The sequence below is a fragment of the Prosthecobacter sp. SYSU 5D2 genome (assembly GCF_039655865.1).
Taxonomy (GTDB): domain Bacteria; phylum Verrucomicrobiota; class Verrucomicrobiia; order Verrucomicrobiales; family Verrucomicrobiaceae; genus Prosthecobacter.
On record NZ_JBBYXL010000009.1, the window covers coordinates 169,063 to 186,788 of the forward strand.

Consider the following 17,726-nt stretch of genomic DNA (forward strand, 5'->3'; position numbering starts at 1 on the left):
CCCCTTCATGAAAAAAGGCAGACCTCGCGGCCTGCCTTTTTATGAATCATGAATCCAAGGCAACGTCGGCTCAGGCCACGATCGGGTGCAGGTTCTCCTTGCACCACTCACCGTTCTGGATGGTCACGCCATCAGGATCGTCCACGGCCACGTGGGCTTCATCTTCACAGATGATCCAGCCTTCATAATCACGGGCCACCAGCCATTCGGTGATCTTGTGGAAGTCCAGCTTGCCGGTGCCCATCTGCGCCCAAGGCTCAGGACCGTTGCCGGAGTAGTCCTTGTAATGGATGTGGTTCACCAGGTGCTGAAACTTGTTCAGCGTGGCGATGACATCCATGCCGCCACGGATGATGTGGCCCACGTCCGGGGTCCAGCCCGTCACCTTCGGGTCCAGGCTGCTCAGCACCACATCGTAGTCCTCCTGTGTGCGGACGATGGAGGCTGGCGGGCTGTTGGGATGGTAGGAGGCCTTGATGCCCAGGTCGGCGGCGCGCTTGGACACATTGTTGACATTGCGCGCCACATTCAGGCGGCGGCGCTGCAGGTCGTTCTTGCGGCCGCTTGGCAGCGTCACCGTGCCCAACATGGCACCGGGGAAATGTTGGAGCAGTTCCAGGGTGAAATCCGCCGCTTCCTTCTCTGCAGGAGTCTCCTCTTCAGCATCCCAGGCGCAGACGAGAGCCAGGCCCGCGAGCTTGATGTTGTGCTTTTGCAGCGCGTCCTTCAGGCGGACGGGATCGCAGAAATCCCCCAGCCAGTAGCGGCCGCAGCCCAGGGCGCTTTCAGAAATCTCGAGCACCATCGGCTCGATGCCTGTAAAGCCCGCCTTCGCGGCCACTTCGATCATATGATCCAGTTTGTTATCATAGCCCTTGCCGGTGCCCTGCATGAACCAGGTATAGACCTGGGAGCCGAATTCGATTTTTGCCATAGGATGGATGCGGTCGGTTATAAGTTTGGAAGTCAGAAAAACGCGCCGGTCGGCCAGCGCGCCGCTATTGGAAACGACGCGTCACGCGATGTCCAGCAGCGAATTTTCATCCCGCGTTGCACAAACCGGCTTTCCCGGCATATAAGCGCCATGATCCGCAATCTCATCCTCGACTGGTCCGGCACGCTGGCAGACGACCTCGGTGCTGTCATCACAGCCACCAACAAGGTCCTGGCCCATTACGAAAAGCCGGCTTTTACGCGGGAGCAGTTTCGCGAAGTTTTCCAGCTGCCCTACACCGAATTTTACCGTCACATCCTGCCAGATGTGCCCCTGGCTACATTGCAGGCGCTTTATCTGGAGCATTTTCCCGGCGAGGACCAGCACGAGGTGCCAATGATTGAGCACGCCCTGGATTTCCTCCAGTTCGCCGCTGATACGGGCCGCCGCATGTTCGTGTGCAGCAGCGCCCCGCTGGAGCATGTGAGCGCCCAGGCGGCCAGCAATGGCGTCTCCCACTTCTTTGAGCACCTGCACTGCGGCATCATTGACAAGTGCACCCATGTTCATGAACTGCTCCGCCAGCATCACCTCCTGCCGCAGGAGACCGCCTTCATCGGGGACATGCGGCACGACATCCTGGCCGGACGTGCGGCAGGGCTGACCTCCATCGCCACCGCCACGGGTTATGAATCCGTGAGCACCCTGCTGACGGCCGAGCCGGACATCCTGGTGAGAAATCTGTCGGCTTTGACACGTCTGATGCAATGTCCCACAGTAACGGCATGACCTCTCCCGCCTCTTTTGCAGATGAAATCCACCTTCAAGGGCTGGATCTGCCTGTGCAAATTGGTGTGCCGGAAGAGGAGCGGGCCGCCTGGCAGACCCTCCAGGCAGATGTCACCCTGTGGCTCCCGAACCGGTTTGAGACGATGGCGGACGACCTCACACAGACTGTGGACTATGCCGCCGTGGCCATTCGCCTCCGCGCTCTCGCCGCAGAGCGGCCCCGCAGGCTCATTGAGACTTTAGCTGCCGAAATGGCGCAGTGCCTCATCACTGAGTTTCAACTTCATACGGCCAAAGTGACCCTCCGCAAACGTATTCTACCTGGCTGTGATCATGTGGCTGTGAGCCTCACCCGGCCATGAATCAACCCCCAGCCCCCAAGAAAAGCTTGTCTCACTCCCCGATGAATGGTTTGCTTGAAAAACCGCGCGAAACGGATCGCGAGGACAGCGGACTCATGGAGACGACCACGGATCAGCCCCCAGCAAGCAACAGCGCCGCGGAAGACCGTGCGCTTGTCGAGCGCGCCCAGGCCGGGGACACCCGGGCGTTTGATGAACTGATCCGCAAATACACGCCCAAGCTTTATGGTCTGGTTTACAACATGACCTCCAACCGGGAGGACACGGCGGATCTTTTGCAGGATATTTTTGCCAAAGCCTACCGCTCATTAAAGCGGTTCATGGGAAAATCCTCCTTTTACACCTGGATTTACTCCATCTCGGTGAACATGACGCTGAATTTCCTCAAAAAGAGGGGCCGTCACGCCAAAGTCAGCCTGGATGACGTGGACAGCGGCATTCACAACGACCCGGACTTCATCAGCATCACCACAGCGAACCGCGACACCATACGCGAGGTGAACATCCATGAGCTGCAAAAAAGATTGAACGACGCCATGATGAAGCTGTCAGAAGACCACCGCACGGTAGTCACGCTCTACGACGTCCAGGGCCTTCAGCACAACGAGATCAGCAAGATTCTCGGGGTGTCAGAGGGCACTGTGAGGTCCAGGCTTTTCTACGCGCACCGGCTCCTCCAGACTTATTTGGAAGATTTTGTAAAGTGACACGATTCTTGCTAACTGATCAAGTTCCCGCCAAACTCCGACGCACTACCTATGAACGAATTCGAGAACATCCAAAGGCTGCTTCGACTGAAACAGTATGAGACTCCTGGTGATGACTTTGTGGAAGACTTCGTAACCCAGTTCCGTGAGCGGCAGCGCTCCGAGATTTTGCGGATTTCCTCACGTGATCTTCTTTGGGAGCGTGTGAACACCTTCTTCAGTGACCTCGTTTCCCCAAAGTGGGCCACCGCTGCGGCCACCGCAGCTTTCGCCATCGCCGCCGCATGGGGCACACTGAATGTCATCGGCGGCAGCCAGCAGGGCGGCAACGACTTTACCATCGCTTCCGCTGACGCTGTGCCTGCCATCTTACAAAAACAGCCCGCTTTTGCCGTGGACAGCGAGCTGATTCAGAAAGCTCTGCCTCAGGATGAAGTCCTGGAATTTAGCGGCATCCTTCTGAGCCAGCATTTTGAAGGTGAGCAGTTCGCCTCTTCGGCCTTGCCAGAAAACCTGGCCACGCCGGTCTCCGCCGGGCTTTTGCCGATCAGCGACTTCGGCCGCTGATTCCATCCGCATCCATTCTTAAAGGGCAGAGGCTGATCCCTCTGCCCTTTTTTTGTGTAACGTCCAGAAACAAGCTCAGTGCCCGGCGTTTTCTGCCGTCTCATCAGGATCTGTGTCCTCGATCTTGGCCTCTGCCTTGAGCTGGGCGATGAGTTCGTTAAACTTCGCGTCCTTGTGCGCTTCCAGCAGACGCTGGCGCACCGCCTCCTTGACAGCATCAAAAGGGATCGCCTCGGGTGCCTTGCGGCCCAGCACGGTGCAGAGGTGGAACCCTAGCTGAGTGGTAAAGACGGGGCTGATCTCCCCCTCCCCCATGGAAAAGGCGATGACCTCAAACTCCTCCATGAACTCTCCCCTCTTGAACCAGCCCAGGTCAATCTGCTGCTGGTCATCTGCCCGGTTTTCCTCCGCCAGTTTCATGAAATCCGCACCGGCCAGAAGCTGGCTGCGCAGTTCACGCATGCTTTTGAAGACCTCATTGCGGCTCTGGGCGCCCTGGAGGTTTTTGGTAATGTGGGCCACATGGATCATCTCCTCCGTCATGTAGAGCGCCAGATCCCGCTCATAGGCGGCTTTGAGTTCCACTTCTGTGAAGTCAGGATCGGGGCCGTAAATTTCCCCCAGCATCTTGTCCAGCCGCACGCCGCCCTGCACATTTTCCCGCACGATTGCCTCATCCTTGAAGGGCATGCCGATGTTCAGATAAAACTGGTCCTCACCGCCAGCGGCCTCGATCAGCTTCTCCAGCCGCTGCGTCACATCCTCTTCCGAGATGGTGGGAAAGCGGCGCATGGACTCCTGGTTGAGCAGCACGCGGGAGGCGATGTTATCCTTCGCATAACCGCGGAACTCCTGGTCCCGCTCGCAGCAGGCCACCTGCAGCATGCGCTCATAGTGCCCCTTCACATTGCGGAATTCTCCCTCAATGACTTCGTCGTCAATTTCTTCGCCGTTGATGATCAGTGCCATGACGCATTCGGAGCGCGGACGAAGGTGACAAGCAAGATGAAAAATGCCCTTCCTCCGCCGCCATCCGTGGGCACTCAGGGTTGACACCCGGCTGCGTGGAGTCCTACATAACCAACATTATTCATAAAGGCATTAAACTTGCGCCCCATGATGAACGTTACCCTTTTCCCCCCCAGTATGTTCACTTCCTTTTCACGCTTTTTCACCCTCGCCTCCGCAGGTGTGCTGCTGAGCCTGCTGCCCTCCTGCTCAGCCCCTCAAAAGACTGTCCGCTCAGCGGGTGACTTCAGTGGCAACGGCTCCGCCGGATATGTGCAGACCGGTTATTCCAGCGCCTATCCATCGGCCACGCTCACCCCGGCCACCTACAGCCCAGGCTGGGATGTGGAAGCCGCCCCCCGTTATGCCGCCGCCTCCAATACTCCCTCCATCCGCGCGGCCTCATACCTTCTCATTGATGCACAGACCGGCAGACATCTCGCATCCAAGAATGCCGAAACCGCCCGTGCTGTGGCCAGCACGCAAAAGCTTGTCACCGCGCTTGTGATCCTGGATGCCGGGAATTTGGACAAAACCGTCACCGTGACCGCTTCGGATATTAAAGTGGAGCCCACCTGCCTGGGCCTGCGCCCTGGTGAACGCTACACCCGCAGGCACCTCTTGTACGCCTTTTTGATCAAGAGCTGCAATGACGTGGCCAATGTCCTCGCCCGTGACAATGCCGGCAGCATCGCCGCCTTTTCCGCCAAGATGAACGCCAAGGCACGCTCTCTGGGCTGCACCAATTCCAACTTCAAAAATCCCCATGGCCTCACCGCCAGCGGCCAGTATTCCACCGCCCGTGACATGGCCCGCGTGGCCATGGCCGCCTACCGCAATCCGGTCATCCGCGATGCCGTGCGCCGCTCCTCTTACACCTTCAGGAAAAACAGCGGCTCCACCGTCACCCTCAAAAGCACCAACCACCTGCTGGGCTCCATGCCGGAGTGCAATGGTATGAAGACGGGTTATACCATCGCCAGCGGACGCTGCCTCATCTCCACCGCCAGCTACCGCGGGCGGGATGTCATCCTGGTGCAGCTGGGCACCCAGACCAAATACATCTGGGATGATGGCCGCCTGCTGATGAGCTGGGGCCTGCAGCGCGCCAAAAGCGGCGGCCTGACGGCTTCCCGCTGAGAAAAGCCCCAGCTCCCAGCGCGCGGCTGCGCCTGGACAAGAACGCCTCACCGGCGTTTCCCAAAGGCACGAATTCAATGGAAAAGGCCTCCGCCTGCCCAAGACCGTGCCCGGGCCCCTTCACGCCCTGACCGTGGTCAGCACCGCATAACAAATGATTAAACCGGCAGAGACCGGCCTGGTCTGACCGCACTTTTTGTTATCCAGGCCCCCGCCGGCATCCTGCAAGCACCCAAAATCAGAGGCTTTCATTTTTTTGAAATCACGCCGTGCCAATTTTGGCACGGCGCTTGCTTAACCCTCACAGGAACGGTTCCCGTAGCCGCCACAACACCAACTCAAAACGATACAACTATGCTAACCAGCAAACACAGATGGACTGCTTGCCTGCTCGCTGCCGGAATCGCGGCCGCGACCCTTGGGCTGACGCTCGAACCCCTGTCCCACGGACAGGAAGTTGCCCCGCCTCCCGCCGAAGCCCCCGCAGCGGCTCCTGAGCCAGCTCCGGCACCCGCTCCGGCTGCAGAAGCCCCCGCCCCCGAAGCACCCGCAGCGGAGGAGGATGCAGGCCCTTCTGTGGAGCTGTTCACCACCAACAACCTGTGGATGATGCTCTGCACAGGCCTGGTGTTCATCATGCACCTTGGCTTCGCCACGGTGGAAACGGGCCTCACCCAGTCCAAGAACACGGTGAACATCCTGTTCAAGAACACCCTGATTCCTTGCATCGGTCTTCTGACTTACATGCTCTGCGGTTTCAATCTGATGTATCCTGGCTTCGAAGATGGTGACTCCCAGTTCTGGTTCAAGTTTGCCGGCATGGGCATCTCCACGGATGAAGCAGGCGTCACTTCCGCCTACAATGTTGGTTATACCTACTGGACCGACTTCCTCTTTCAGGCCATGTTCGCCGCCACCTGCGCGACCATCGTTTCCGGTTCCGTGGCTGAGCGTATCAAGCTCAGCACCTTCATGGTGTTCTCTCTCATCTATGTGGCCATCGTCTATCCTGTCGCTGGCAGCTGGAAGTGGGGCAATGGCTGGTTGAACCGCCTTGAGACTCCCTTCTATGACTTCGCCGGTTCCTCCCTGGTTCACTCTGTGGGCGGTTGGGGTGCTCTTGCTGGCGTCCTTCTTCTTGGGCCTCGCCTTGGCAAATATGCTGCCGATGGCAAAATCAAGCCGATCCTCGGCCACTCCATGCCTCTCGCCACCATCGGTGTCTTCCTCCTCTGGCTCGGCTGGTTCGGTTTCAACGGCGGCTCCGTCCTGTCCGCTGATCCGGCCCTGGTTTCCCTCACCCTGGTGACCACCTGCCTGGCCGCCGCAGCCGGTGGTGTCGGTGCCGCTCTTGTCTCCACGATCATCCTCAAAAAGCCTGACCTGTCCATGGCCCTCAACGGCATCCTGGCCGGTCTGGTGGGTATCACTGCAGGTGCAGACCAGATGTCTCCGGTTGATTCCATTGTCATCGGTGCCATCGCCGGTGCCATCGTGGTAATCTCCGTCATCTTCCTCGACAAGATCAAGATTGACGATCCAGTCGGCGCCATCTCCGTCCACCTTGTCTGCGGTATCTTCGGAACCCTGGCAGTTGGTATCTGGGGTGCCAAGGCTGGCAGTGCCCAGCTTATGAGCCAGCTCACAGGTGTCGCAGCTTATGCCCTCACCTTCGTCGCCGCCTTCGTCATCTTCTTTGTCCTGAAACTGATCATGGGCCTGCGCGTCAGCCCTGAGGAAGAATCCGAAGGCCTGGACATCGGCGAACACGGTGCAGCGGCTTACAACATCACGCCGAACCACTGATAGCTACGAGAGGTTCCGTTCATTCAAATCCCGAACCATAACTCCCTGGCCGCGCAAGCAGCCAGGGAGTTTTTTGTACAGTACTCATCACTCTCCGAGTGATGCGATCCACCCAAGGTCTGCTCACCCCAACCTTCGCCTCCTCACCCAGGAAATGGTTTCAGCTAAAGCCCTGCACTCCCTTCCCGCGACTGCGGCGATCCGAGTGATGCAATCCCCCCTAAACCTCTTCATCCCAGCCTTGTGTAATACAAGGATCAAGATTGCCCCCCTTACCCATAAAAAACCCTGCCTCCCGCCCCGCCCAGATCCACCCGGATCCAGACAAAGACAAAAGACAGGGCTTAGCTAACTTTGGGCTTAAATCACTTCGCCAGCAGCCGCTCCATGATCTTCTCCGTCCGCGCCACAATGCGCTGAGGATCATCCAGCAGTCCGGCGGAAAGGAGCGCATTGTCCAGCACCTGCTCAGCCACCAGTTGGGCGCTCTCCGCATCGCTCTGGCTCAGGGCGGCCAGCTTTTTCACGATCTCATGCCGTGGATTGATCTCCAGGATCACCTTCGGTGCCTCCACCTCGTCCGGCTTCATCACGCGCATCATCTGGCGCATCTGCGGGGTCATTTCACCATCAGGAGTGATGGCCAGCGCCGGGCTGTTCACCAGGCGCTTGCCGCTGCGCACTTCCTCCACACCGCTGGCCAGGCTGGTTTTCAGCCAGTCACACAGCGTGGTGGTTTCGGCTTCACTAAGAGCCTCCCCTTCACTGGCCAGGTCACCCAGATCCACTTCATTGGAGTTCACCGCCTGGAGCTGCTTGCCGTCAAATTCACGCAGGCTGTTGACCACGTATTCGTCAATGGACTCATACAGATACAGCACCTCATATCCCTTGGATTTGAAAGCCTCCACATACGGGCCGGTCTCGATGGTATTCCGTGAAGGGGCCACCTGGTAATAGATCGCCTTCTGGTCCTCCTTCATGCGGGAAACATAATCCGTCAGGCCAATGACCTCACCCTTCTCTGTCAGGCTGGATTCAAAACGCAGCAGCTTGGCGATGGCATCCCGGTTCAGGAAATCCGTGGCCACGCCTTCCTTGAAAAAGCGGCTGAACTTCGCATAAAACTCCTGGTACTTCTTCGCGTCATCCTGCGCTTCCTTGTCCAGAAACTTCAGCAGGCGCTTCGTCACCACCTCTCCCAGCTTGCGCACCAGCGCGCTGTCCTGCATGGACTCGCGGGAGATGTTCAGCGGCAGGTCCTCGCTGTCAATCACGCCACGCACGAAGCGCATCCACTCCGGCAGCAGCTTCTTCGGGTGCGGGTCAATGAGCACCTTCTTGCAGTACAAGCCCACCGCCGGCTCCATCTGGCCCATGCCAAAGGCTTCCATGTTCTGGTCCGGCAGGAACAGCAGCGCATTGATCACCAGCGGCGCATCCGCCTGGAAGTGCAGGCGGTAGCTCGGCTCATCAAAGGCATGCGCCGTGAACTGGTAAAACGCCTTGTACTGCTCCTCCGTCACCTCATCTTTGCTCTTCAGCCAGATGGCCTCCACCGTGTTCACACGCTCGCCATTGAGCTGGATCGGGAAGCCGACAAAGTTGGAATACTTGCCCAACACACTCTTCACCCGGTCCGGGCGGCAGAACTCCAGCGCATCCTCTTTCAGCTTGATGACGATGCGGCTGCCGCGCACCTGGTCGGGTGATTCCTCAATGCTATACGTGCCTGCACCCGTGCTGCTCCACACCAGGTGCTCGCCCTCATTGCGCCAGGAGTGAGTGTAAACGCTGACTTCCTCCGCGACCATGAAAGCACTGTAAAAACCGACACCAAACTGGCCGATCAAAGACGCCTCATTGGACTTGCCCGCATTCTTCAGGGCCGCCGCAAAAGCCTTCGAGCCTGAATGCGCAATGGTGCCCAGGTTTTCCACCAGCTCATTGCGCGTCATGCCGATGCCGTGATCCGCGATGGTCAGCGTACCGGCGGTCTCATCCGTGGTGATGTTGATTTCCAGCGGCAGCTCGGCACCGAAGACTTCCTTCTCGGTGAGCTGCGTGAGCCTCATTTTCTCCAGGGCGTCCGCCGCATTGGACACCAGCTCACGGATGAAGATTTCGCGGTCGGTGTAGAGGCTGTGGATGACGATGTCCAGGACCTGTTTGACCTCTGCCTGGAACTCATGCGTACTGCCGGTTGTATTGCTCATAGGGAGTTAATAGAAGAGATTTGGGGTTAAAAACGGGCGCAGAGAATAGGCGGTCTCCGCCGCCTGTCAAAGGCCGCCTCCATATCACCTCCCCATCGTCTTCCCACTCAGCACACCACCACCCCGTCCGCCCGCATCTGCCGGTACCATTCCACATAAGCCGGCACGCCTTCGGAGATGGTCGTCTGCGGGCTGAAATTCAGCCACTTCCGTGCCTTGGTCACGTCAGCAGATGTCAGCGGCACATCCCCAGGCTGCTCGGGAAGCTGGTTGATAACCGCTTTTTTTCCCACCGCCTTCTCGATGGTGGTGATGAGGTCATTCAGCGTCACCGTCTGCGAACCGCCCAGGTTAAAAATGTCACAAATCGGTCCGTTGCGATAATTCACTGCTCCGATGATGCCATCCACGATGTCGTGGACAAAGGTGTAGTCACGCGCCGTGTGCCCTTCCCCAAATTTGTCTATCGGCTTCCCCTCATCAATCAGCCGTGTGAATTTGGAGATGGCCAGGTCCGGCCGCTGCCGCGGGCCATACACAGTGAAAAACCGCAGGCACACCGTCTTGATGCCGTACAAGTGGCTGTAGTTGGAGCACATCTGCTCCCCCGCCATCTTTGTCATCGCATACGGGCTGATGGTCTGTAAAATCGGGTCCTCCTCGCTGAAGGGCACCTTTTTGTTCACCCCATAGACGGAGGAGCTGCTGGCGAAGACGAAGTGCTTGCAGCCCGTGAGCCGCGCCCCCTCCAGCAGGTTGAACGTCCCTTTGATGTTCGTATCAATATAAAGTTCCGGCTGCTCAATCGAAGGCCGCACCCCGGCCCGCGCCGCCAGATGGATCACCGCATCGAATCGCCCTTCTTCAAACAACCGCCGGATCAGCGGCGCATCCGTCAGCTCTCCTTCAACCAGGCGCACACGTTCATCAAAAGCGCGCAGATTGGCCCGCTTGATGGCCGGATTATAGTAGTCGTTGATGCTGTCAAAAACCGTCACCTCATGGGCTCCATCCTGCAGCAGACGTTCGACAGTGTGGGAGCCGATGAATCCGGCACCGCCGGTAACAAGAATCTTCATGATGAGTTGGAGTATGGGGAACCTCCGGCAAACCGGAAGCTTTTGCAACCGCGACCGGCATGCCCCCCGCGAAGCAAATCCGTTACAGGCCCTCGACCTCCCGGTAGTGCCGCACCGTAAAACCACGCTTTTTCAGCAGCGGGATCAGCCCCTTGTCTGCGGCAAAGTGGCCGGTGCCCACAAGCACCATCACTTTTTCCCCCTTCTCCAGCATCTCCACCAGGCGGTCCATCCAGGCCTCATTGCGGTTATAGAGAAACAGATCCATCAAGTCCGGGAACTTGGCCTGCTCGCGAAAAAGCATCTCCGTCAGCTCATCCAGCTTCCCATGTTTCCAGGAGTCAATCATCTTGTCGAATTCCTTGGGCAGGGTGCTCACCTCCCCCAACGTCTGCACCAGCATCTCATTCTGCTGGGCAGGGGTCAGCTTCGCAAAAAGCTGCAGCTGAAACTCCACGCTCTCCAGGCCGGAAGCCGGCTTCTCATCACGTTTGGCACGTTCTTCAAAATGATGGTCCACCCCCTTTTCAGGCCGCGCCCCCAATGCCGCATACTCGGTGGCGGTGATCAGCAAGGACACAAACCAGGGACGATACTGGTTCAGGGTGGCCGCATTCATCCCCCGGGTGGCCGCCCACGCCTTCACACCGGCCCAGGTCTCCGCACTCACCTCAGCCTCCAAGGACTCTCCCGGACCATACGTACCCAGCTCCCGCATCCGCGAGGTCATCGAAGGACCGTCTCCCGCGCCCGGCGGCAGCTCAAACACCACCCGGTCAGAGTTCGCATACGCCCCCTCATACGCTGGTGACAGAGGGTAATCAGCATCCCGCAGGATGTGGATCGTCCCGCACAGATACAGCCGCCCACCGGTCTCCGGCGCGTCCACCACCCACACACTCCCTGCCACCTCCGGGTCCGATACAGGTGTATCCGGCGTGCGCTGCGCCGCCACGTCAGGGCTGCAGGACGTCAGAAAAAACAGGCAGCCAGCCGCCATGAGATGACAATAATAAAACACCCCCGATTCAAACACGGCCAGCGCCCGCCTTGCAACCGGGATATTAACCGCTCCCGCCCCTCATTCGTCACTCGCATTTCACCACTTCGCGGTTGCTCCCCTGCCCAGGAACTCCTACCGAATCCCCATACCTCTGCCATGACTCACGAAACACCCCTCATCCTGCCCTCCCTCCTTGCTGCCGACTGGTCCAAAGTCGCCGCTGAAGTGAACCGCGCTGAAGAAGCCGGCGTCCAGTGGCTGCACCTGGACGTCATGGACGGGGCCTTTGTGGACAATATCTCCTTCGGCCCCCAGATGGTCCAGACCGTGCGCAAATGCACCGGCATGTACCTGGACGTCCATCTCATGATCCACCGCCCGGACCATTACCTGGAGCGCTTTCTCCACGCCGGGGCAGACAACATCACCATCCATGTTGAGGCCCGCTATGACACCTCCGTGCTGGAGACCCTGCGCCGCATCCGCGCGGCCGGAAAGCACGCCGGCATCGCCCTGCACCCGGACACCCCGTTTGAAGCCGCCCTTCCCTATGTGAACGACATAGACCTCCTTCTCGTCATGACCGTCGTCCCCGGCTTCGGCGGCCAGCCCTTCATGGAAAAGGAGACCATGCCCAAGCTCGCCGCCGCCCGCGATTACCGCGATGCCCATGGCTTGAAATATCATTTGGAGGTGGATGGCGGCATCTACCCGACTACCGCCCCCATCGCCAAGGCAAATGGAGCCAATCTCTTCGTCTGCGGCACCTCCTTCTTCGGCCCCGCCAATACCCATGAGGCCATGGCCGGGCTGATGACCAGCATTGGATGAAAGCTCTCTAAATATATGCAGTATTTCTCACAAGCTCTGCTGCAAAGATGAACTTGACGAAACCGTCACTTGTAAAGGATTCTAACCCTGCAGTCAGACCCTCATCCAACACACTCCATGAAGACAAAAATCGCATTCATTGCAGCCTCACTCGCCGTCCTGGCCTCTCCCCTGAGGGCGGACATTGTCGAAGCCAATGTCACCATCGCGTTGAAATTCTACGCCAACACCACAGATTCGGTCGAAAAAGGTAATTCTGAAATTCTGAATTATCAGACCGGCACCATCAAAAACTCAGACATCATTGAGGCGGTTAATTTTGCCCTCTTTGAAGATGAAGCAGATGACTATTCGCCCAAATCCAAAATCATCCGCCAGGATGAATTTAATGATAACGGCAGCCTTCTGGCCACGAGGTATCTTATCCGCGACAAAGCCAAGGAGGCGGACCTGGATGTCACGAATCTCATTGATATTGATTCCCTCGAGGAAGTCGTGAAATACAAGTTTTCCACCGTCACAGGCGCTGGCACGGTCAACCTTATCAGCAACAGCAGATACCAGTTTCTTTTTGATCCGGAATCCCCGGAAACCAGCGAGGAACTCGACCTGTTTGGCATTGACCGTTCCACGATCAAAGTGGTGATGGTCAAGAGCACCGAAAACTTTGTGGATCTTCTCAGCTTCAGTTCAAAAGTCAGCGGCTATGGCTACTTCTTCCCCCTTAAGTTTGATGACTTTTATGAAGGGATCGCCGAAGGCACCATCAAAGTCTCGGGAGCCAAAGTCTTCCCGACACCGCCAGACACGTGATTGTTTCTGCAAGCGGTGCCTGTCTTTCTTGGACAGGCACCGCTTTTTTATGCTTACATCCCGCCATGCAAATGAAAAAGACCCTGTGGCTGCTGGTGGCCATCCCCCTCGTTTCCCTGGTCCTCTGGGCGGCCTACAAAGCAGGAGGAGACAGTGCGCGCACAGCGGTTTCTGCGCCAATCAACCCGGCCGAAGATCCGGCCCCACCTGCTCCACGCAAAAAGCCCCTTCTTGGACAACCTGCCCAGGTGACATCAGTGACGCCTCTGAATCCAGCCGAACAACAAGCCGCATTGGATGAAGGCGAACTCATTTCAGACCTCTTTGATGCTGCCACCGAAGGCACGCCTGAAAAAACAGAAGCTGTCTATGCCGCACTGAGCCATCCGAACGATGCCGTGCGGGAAGGAGCCCTGGATGCCATCATCCAGCACATGGGGCGGGAGTCCATTCCCAGGCTGCGTGCGGCCTTAGCGGCCGCCAGAACGCCGGAGGAAAAGACCCGCCTCACCGAAGCCATCGAATTCATCGAACTGCCCACATTAAGCGAAATCCGAGGAGCTTCGGATGCCCCGCGCCCCCGGCGCGAACAGGTCACCGGCCAGAAACCCGCCCGGCCCGACTCCCCTCCCTTGGTCCGCAAAAAAAACCCGCCTTTGCAGCAGGAGTAACAAGGCCCGCGATCCCCCCTCGAATCCGACATTTGTCTGGACGCCGACAGAAAAATCCTGTCCCGACCATGCATAATGCCCAGCTGATTCATATAGAACAATAACCCCGTCTTTTAGAAAAGAGCAGTAACCCCGCCCGGTTTTTGGGGCTACTTAAATCAAGGCCCTGCTCTGCCTGCGAATTTCTCCAGGCCGCAGCGAATGGCTCCCCCCACCCATGAAAACCAAATCCCTACTCGCCGCCCTTCTTTTTGCCAGCACCGCTGCAGCCTCAGCAGATGAAACTGTGGAGATTAACATGCTCTTTACCCTGAAAGTCCATGAGCAGAATGCCACTGTCACAAAAGGGAACATTGAGACTGATAGCTTTCGGGTTTTCAGCGTGAAGACCTTCGATATCATTCAGATGATTGGCCTGAAGGAAGGACGTCTTTTCAGCAAAAAAGCCCGGCTCCTGGCTCAACTTACTTTTGATAACAATGGCCAGACCGGCTCCTCCTTCCTGATCCGTGACCCAGGCCAGAGTGATCTGGTTGTCTCGTCATACTTTCCCAGCAACACCCCCTATGCCGTCACTAAATCCAAACTTAATTTGGACAAAAAAACTGGAACAGGCAATGTCGTCGGCCAGGCTACGATAGACGTCCAACTGAATGGCGAGGATGAGGGGTTTTATCTCATCGGTCCTCTCAAAGCCAACGTCCGCGATGTACAGGCTCCCGCAGCGGCAGATGTCATCGTGCAGCTAACCAATCTGACCATCAATGCCAGCGGGGGCAGCAAAATCGGTGCGGCCCCGAATACAAAGAACGGGTATGCCTCCGGCAGCGTTAAATTCTCCGGGGCCAAGATCATCAAATAATTCCGCATTCAGATACTGGCAGAGCTGCCCGGGATGTGGCAGAGGCAGCGCGTGCGTGATTACCTGCTGCTGCATCTCGTCATCCTGGCCTGGGGCTTCACCGCCATCCTGGGCAAGCTCATCACGCTTCCTCCAGTCGAGGTCGTCCTGTGGCGCACCGCCATGGCTGCCGCCGGTTTCGCCATCCTGGCACGCTGCCGGGGCCGCCGCCTTAATGTCCCGCGCAGTGAGCTGTGGAAAATGCTCGGCGTCGGTTCCCTCCTTGGGCTGCACTGGGTACTTTTCTTCGCCTCCGCCAGGCTGGCCACCGCAAGCGTCAGTCTCGCCGCCCTGCCCACGGCCATGCTCTGGTGCAGCCTCATCGAGCCCTATGTGGACGGCACCCGCCGCTGGCGGCCCTGGGAACTTGCTGTGGGAGCAGTCATCATGGGGGCCGTGTGGATGATCTATGAGGTGGAGTTGCAATATTGGTTAGGCTTCACAGTCGGCATCGCCGCCGCCTTCCTGGCCGCACTCTTTGCCGTCATTAACAAGCAGCTCGTGGCCCAGTGGCATTACAGCGTCATGGGTTATTACCAGATGCTCGGCGCGCTCCTCATCACCGTCCTCGCCTGGCTCGTCACCCCGCCTTTTCACCTCGCCATTCCTGGCGCGGGGGATGCTTTCTGGCTCTTCATCCTGGCCAGTATTTGCACCGTCGGTGCTTATGCTGGTTACATGGTCGTGCTGCGCCGCATGTCTGTCTTCACGGTGAATGTCGTTTACAATCTGGAGCCCGTTTATGGCATCATCCTCGCGGTCCTCATCTTCGGCTCGCAGGAGCACATGAGCGGCGGCTTTTACCTCGGGGCCGGCATCATCATCGGCAGCGTCCTGCTGGTACCATGGCTTAACCGATGGATCACCGGAGTACGCACACCCGCCGCTAAAGTGCCGCCTTTCGTGCCGTAATCACCCCATGTCCTCTCAGACCACCTCCCGCCGTGCCTTCCTGACCAGCAGCCTTGGCACCCTCGCCGCCACCGCCCTTGGCCAGGAAAAGACCGCCGCTGAGCCCATCATTGATATCCACCAGCACACGAACTACCGCTTCCGCGAGGACGCCCACCTCCTGGCCCACCAGCGCGCCATGGGCATCACCACCACCATCCTGCTGCCTGCAGGCACCCCCACCACCCGCCCCTCCACGCACGACGGCAAATCCAACGGCCTCGCCGCCGATGCCTTCGGCAACGAAAGCTGCATGAAAGTGGCCCAGGCCCACCCCGGAGCCTACCTCTGGGGGGCCAACGAAGTCACCGACCTCGATACCGCCCCCGCCGAGATCGAGAAATGGCTCAAGCTCGGTGCCTGCATCATCGCCGAGCAAAAATTCGACGTGGAGTGCGATTCCGCCCACAGCCAGAAGCTCTATACCCTCGCCGCCGCCTACAACGTCCCCATCCTCCTCCATTTCCAAAATCAGCGCTACAACCGCGGCTACGAGCGCTTCCACACCATGCTGGCCAAGTATCCGAAGACCGTCTTCATCGGCCACGCCCAGACCTTTTGGGGCAACATTGATAAAAACCACCAGCCCACCGATCTCTACCCCAAAGGCAAAATCACCCCCGGCGGCCTCACCGACCGCTTCCTGGCCGACTACCCCAACTTCTTCGCCGACATGTCCGCCGGCTCCGGCCTCAATGCCCTCACCCGCGATGAAGAGCACACCACCGGCTTCTTTGACCGCCACCAGGATAAAATCCTCTACGGAAGCGACTGCAACGACCACCTCGGCCGCGGCCCCGGCTGCCAGGGCGCCCAGACCATCGCCATGATCCGCAAGCTCTCTCCCACGAAGGCCGTCGAGCGCAAAATTCTCTTCGACAACTCCCAGAAGCTCTTCCGCCTGGGCTGAAGTCGCCACATCTCCCTTCATCAAATCCTGTTAATCCTTTCCGTCGTGGCGGGCCTGTTAATCCTGTAAAAAAAGCCCGCTTCTGCCCCATTCGTCATCCGCCCGCCAGCCAGTTGACCGCCGCCCCTCCCGCCTTTACGTTGCGCGTCCCCCATGCTCACCAAGCGCATCATTCCCTGTCTCGACGTCAAAGAAGGCCGTGTGGTCAAAGGCACCCAGTTCCTGCAGCTCCGCGATGCCGGGGACCCCGTGGAATGCGCCAAAATCTACAACGCCCAGGGCGCTGACGAGCTCGTCTTTCTGGACATCACCGCCAGCCATGAGGAGCGCAAGACCATGGTGGACGTCGTCGCCCGCACGGCGGAGTCCTGCTTCATGCCCCTCACCGTCGGTGGCGGCATCCGCACCGTCGCCGATATGCGGGAAATGCTCCTCGCCGGCGCGGATAAAGTCGGCATCAACACCGCCGCCGTCAAAACCCCCGACGTCATAGATGCCGCTGCCGAGGCCTTCGGCTGCCAGTGCCTCGTCGTCGCCATTGATGCCAAGCGCAACGAGCACGGCTCCTGGACCGTCTATACCCACGGCGGCCGTTACCCCACCGAGCTAGATGCCGTGGAATGGGCAGCTGAAGTCTGCCGCCGGGGCGCGGGGGAGATCCTGCTCACCAGCATGGATTCCGACGGCACCAAAGCCGGCTACGACATCGCCCTCACCCGCGCCGTCAGCGAGGCCGTCACCATCCCCGTCATCGCCAGCGGCGGCGCCGGCAACATCCAGCACATGGCCGATGTCCTCAGCGCTGGCAAAGCCGATGCCGTCCTCGCCGCCAGCATCTTTCACTTCGGTGAATACACCGTCCGCGACGTCAAGACCTTCCTCGACAGCCAGGGCGTCCCCGTACGTCTGGTGTAGAACCGTTGCGCCGCCATGGAGCGCACGCGTCCCCGCGTGCTGTTTCCTGCGTCCCGCGGGAAACCGTTCTGCGACGTGCTATTGAGCATCCCCTGCGCCCCAGCCCAAGGAACTCCTACAAGC

The 17,726-nt window shown here is 58.7% G+C and carries 18 protein-coding genes; 13 read left to right on the top strand and 5 right to left on the bottom strand.

The genetic code is table 11. The annotated features are described in order from the left end of the window. Positions 1-70: 70 nt before the first annotated feature. Positions 71-934, bottom strand: a complete 864-nt coding sequence (locus WJU23_RS16595) for a sugar phosphate isomerase/epimerase (RefSeq protein ID WP_346333724.1) — start codon at positions 932-934, stop codon at positions 71-73. Positions 935-1,084: 150 nt separating this feature from the next. Here WJU23_RS16595 and WJU23_RS16600 point away from each other — a divergent pair, with 150 nt between their 5' ends. The 4 genes from WJU23_RS16600 to WJU23_RS16615 are packed head-to-tail and all read left to right on the top strand — an operon-like array spanning position 1,085 to position 3,359. Further along, positions 1,085-1,723, top strand: coding sequence for an HAD family hydrolase (locus WJU23_RS16600; protein WP_346333725.1), 639 nt, complete (start codon positions 1,085-1,087; stop codon positions 1,721-1,723). Then, positions 1,720-2,085 carry a dihydroneopterin aldolase gene (locus WJU23_RS16605; RefSeq protein ID WP_346333726.1) on the top strand — a complete coding sequence of 122 codons (366 nt, stop codon included), beginning with the start codon at positions 1,720-1,722 and terminating at the stop codon, positions 2,083-2,085. The genes WJU23_RS16600 and WJU23_RS16605 overlap by 4 nt, the downstream gene beginning before the upstream one ends. Before the next feature lie 41 nt (positions 2,086-2,126). Next, the gene (locus WJU23_RS16610; RefSeq protein ID WP_346333727.1) at positions 2,127-2,792 is read left to right on the top strand and encodes a sigma-70 family RNA polymerase sigma factor; all 666 of its coding nucleotides are present in this window, start codon (positions 2,127-2,129) and stop codon (positions 2,790-2,792) included. Positions 2,793-2,843: 51 nt separating this feature from the next. After that, positions 2,844-3,359, top strand: coding sequence for a hypothetical protein (locus WJU23_RS16615; protein WP_346333728.1), 516 nt, complete (start codon positions 2,844-2,846; stop codon positions 3,357-3,359). Positions 3,360-3,434: 75 nt separating this feature from the next. Here the strand turns inward: WJU23_RS16615 and WJU23_RS16620 are convergent, their stop codons facing one another. Continuing rightward, a complete protein-coding gene (locus tag WJU23_RS16620; protein WP_346333729.1) occupies positions 3,435-4,328 on the bottom strand; it encodes a peptidylprolyl isomerase in 894 nt (297 codons plus the stop codon). 177 nt (positions 4,329-4,505) lie between these two features. Between WJU23_RS16620 and WJU23_RS16625 the strand changes: the two genes are divergently transcribed. Further along, positions 4,506-5,507, top strand: coding sequence for a D-alanyl-D-alanine carboxypeptidase family protein (locus tag WJU23_RS16625; protein WP_346333730.1), 1,002 nt, complete (start codon positions 4,506-4,508; stop codon positions 5,505-5,507). A gap of 606 nt (positions 5,508-6,113) precedes the next feature. Continuing rightward, entirely contained in the window at positions 6,114-7,313 is a 1,200-nt protein-coding gene (locus tag WJU23_RS16630; RefSeq protein WP_346333834.1) for an ammonium transporter, read from the top strand. 365 nt (positions 7,314-7,678) lie between these two features. Here WJU23_RS16630 and htpG read toward each other — a convergent pair whose 3' ends face one another. The 3 genes from htpG to WJU23_RS16645 form a co-directional block, all read right to left on the bottom strand. Next, positions 7,679-9,529 carry a molecular chaperone HtpG gene (htpG, locus tag WJU23_RS16635; protein WP_346333731.1) on the bottom strand — a complete coding sequence of 617 codons (1,851 nt, stop codon included), beginning with the start codon at positions 9,527-9,529 and terminating at the stop codon, positions 7,679-7,681. Positions 9,530-9,636: 107 nt separating this feature from the next. Further along, positions 9,637-10,608 carry a GDP-mannose 4,6-dehydratase gene (locus WJU23_RS16640; protein WP_346333732.1) on the bottom strand — a complete coding sequence of 324 codons (972 nt, stop codon included), beginning with the start codon at positions 10,606-10,608 and terminating at the stop codon, positions 9,637-9,639. Positions 10,609-10,690: 82 nt separating this feature from the next. Continuing rightward, positions 10,691-11,608 (bottom strand): TraB/GumN family protein, encoded by a 918-nt coding sequence (locus WJU23_RS16645; protein ID WP_346333733.1) that lies wholly within the window; start codon positions 11,606-11,608, stop codon positions 10,691-10,693. 159 nt (positions 11,609-11,767) lie between these two features. Here WJU23_RS16645 and rpe point away from each other — a divergent pair, with 159 nt between their 5' ends. The 7 genes from rpe to hisF all read left to right on the top strand — a co-directional run bounded on the left by rpe (position 11,768) and on the right by hisF (position 17,603). Further along, positions 11,768-12,442: a ribulose-phosphate 3-epimerase gene (rpe, locus tag WJU23_RS16650; protein ID WP_346333734.1), complete on the top strand. Its 675-nt coding sequence runs from the start codon at positions 11,768-11,770 to the stop codon at positions 12,440-12,442. 117 nt (positions 12,443-12,559) lie between these two features. Continuing rightward, a complete protein-coding gene (locus WJU23_RS16655; RefSeq protein WP_346333735.1) occupies positions 12,560-13,255 on the top strand; it encodes a hypothetical protein in 696 nt (231 codons plus the stop codon). A gap of 71 nt (positions 13,256-13,326) precedes the next feature. After that, positions 13,327-13,926 carry a hypothetical protein gene (locus WJU23_RS16660; protein WP_346333736.1) on the top strand — a complete coding sequence of 200 codons (600 nt, stop codon included), beginning with the start codon at positions 13,327-13,329 and terminating at the stop codon, positions 13,924-13,926. A 217-nt stretch (positions 13,927-14,143) separates the two neighbouring features. Next, on the top strand, positions 14,144-14,788 hold the full coding sequence (locus WJU23_RS16665; RefSeq protein ID WP_346333737.1) for a hypothetical protein: 645 nt from the start codon (positions 14,144-14,146) through the stop codon (positions 14,786-14,788). A 51-nt stretch (positions 14,789-14,839) separates the two neighbouring features. Then, on the top strand, positions 14,840-15,739 hold the full coding sequence (locus tag WJU23_RS16670; protein ID WP_346333738.1) for a DMT family transporter: 900 nt from the start codon (positions 14,840-14,842) through the stop codon (positions 15,737-15,739). A 7-nt stretch (positions 15,740-15,746) separates the two neighbouring features. Next, on the top strand, positions 15,747-16,688 hold the full coding sequence (locus WJU23_RS16675; protein ID WP_346333739.1) for an amidohydrolase family protein: 942 nt from the start codon (positions 15,747-15,749) through the stop codon (positions 16,686-16,688). A gap of 153 nt (positions 16,689-16,841) precedes the next feature. Continuing rightward, entirely contained in the window at positions 16,842-17,603 is a 762-nt protein-coding gene (hisF, locus tag WJU23_RS16680; protein WP_346333740.1) for an imidazole glycerol phosphate synthase subunit HisF, read from the top strand. Positions 17,604-17,726 lie beyond the last annotated feature (123 nt).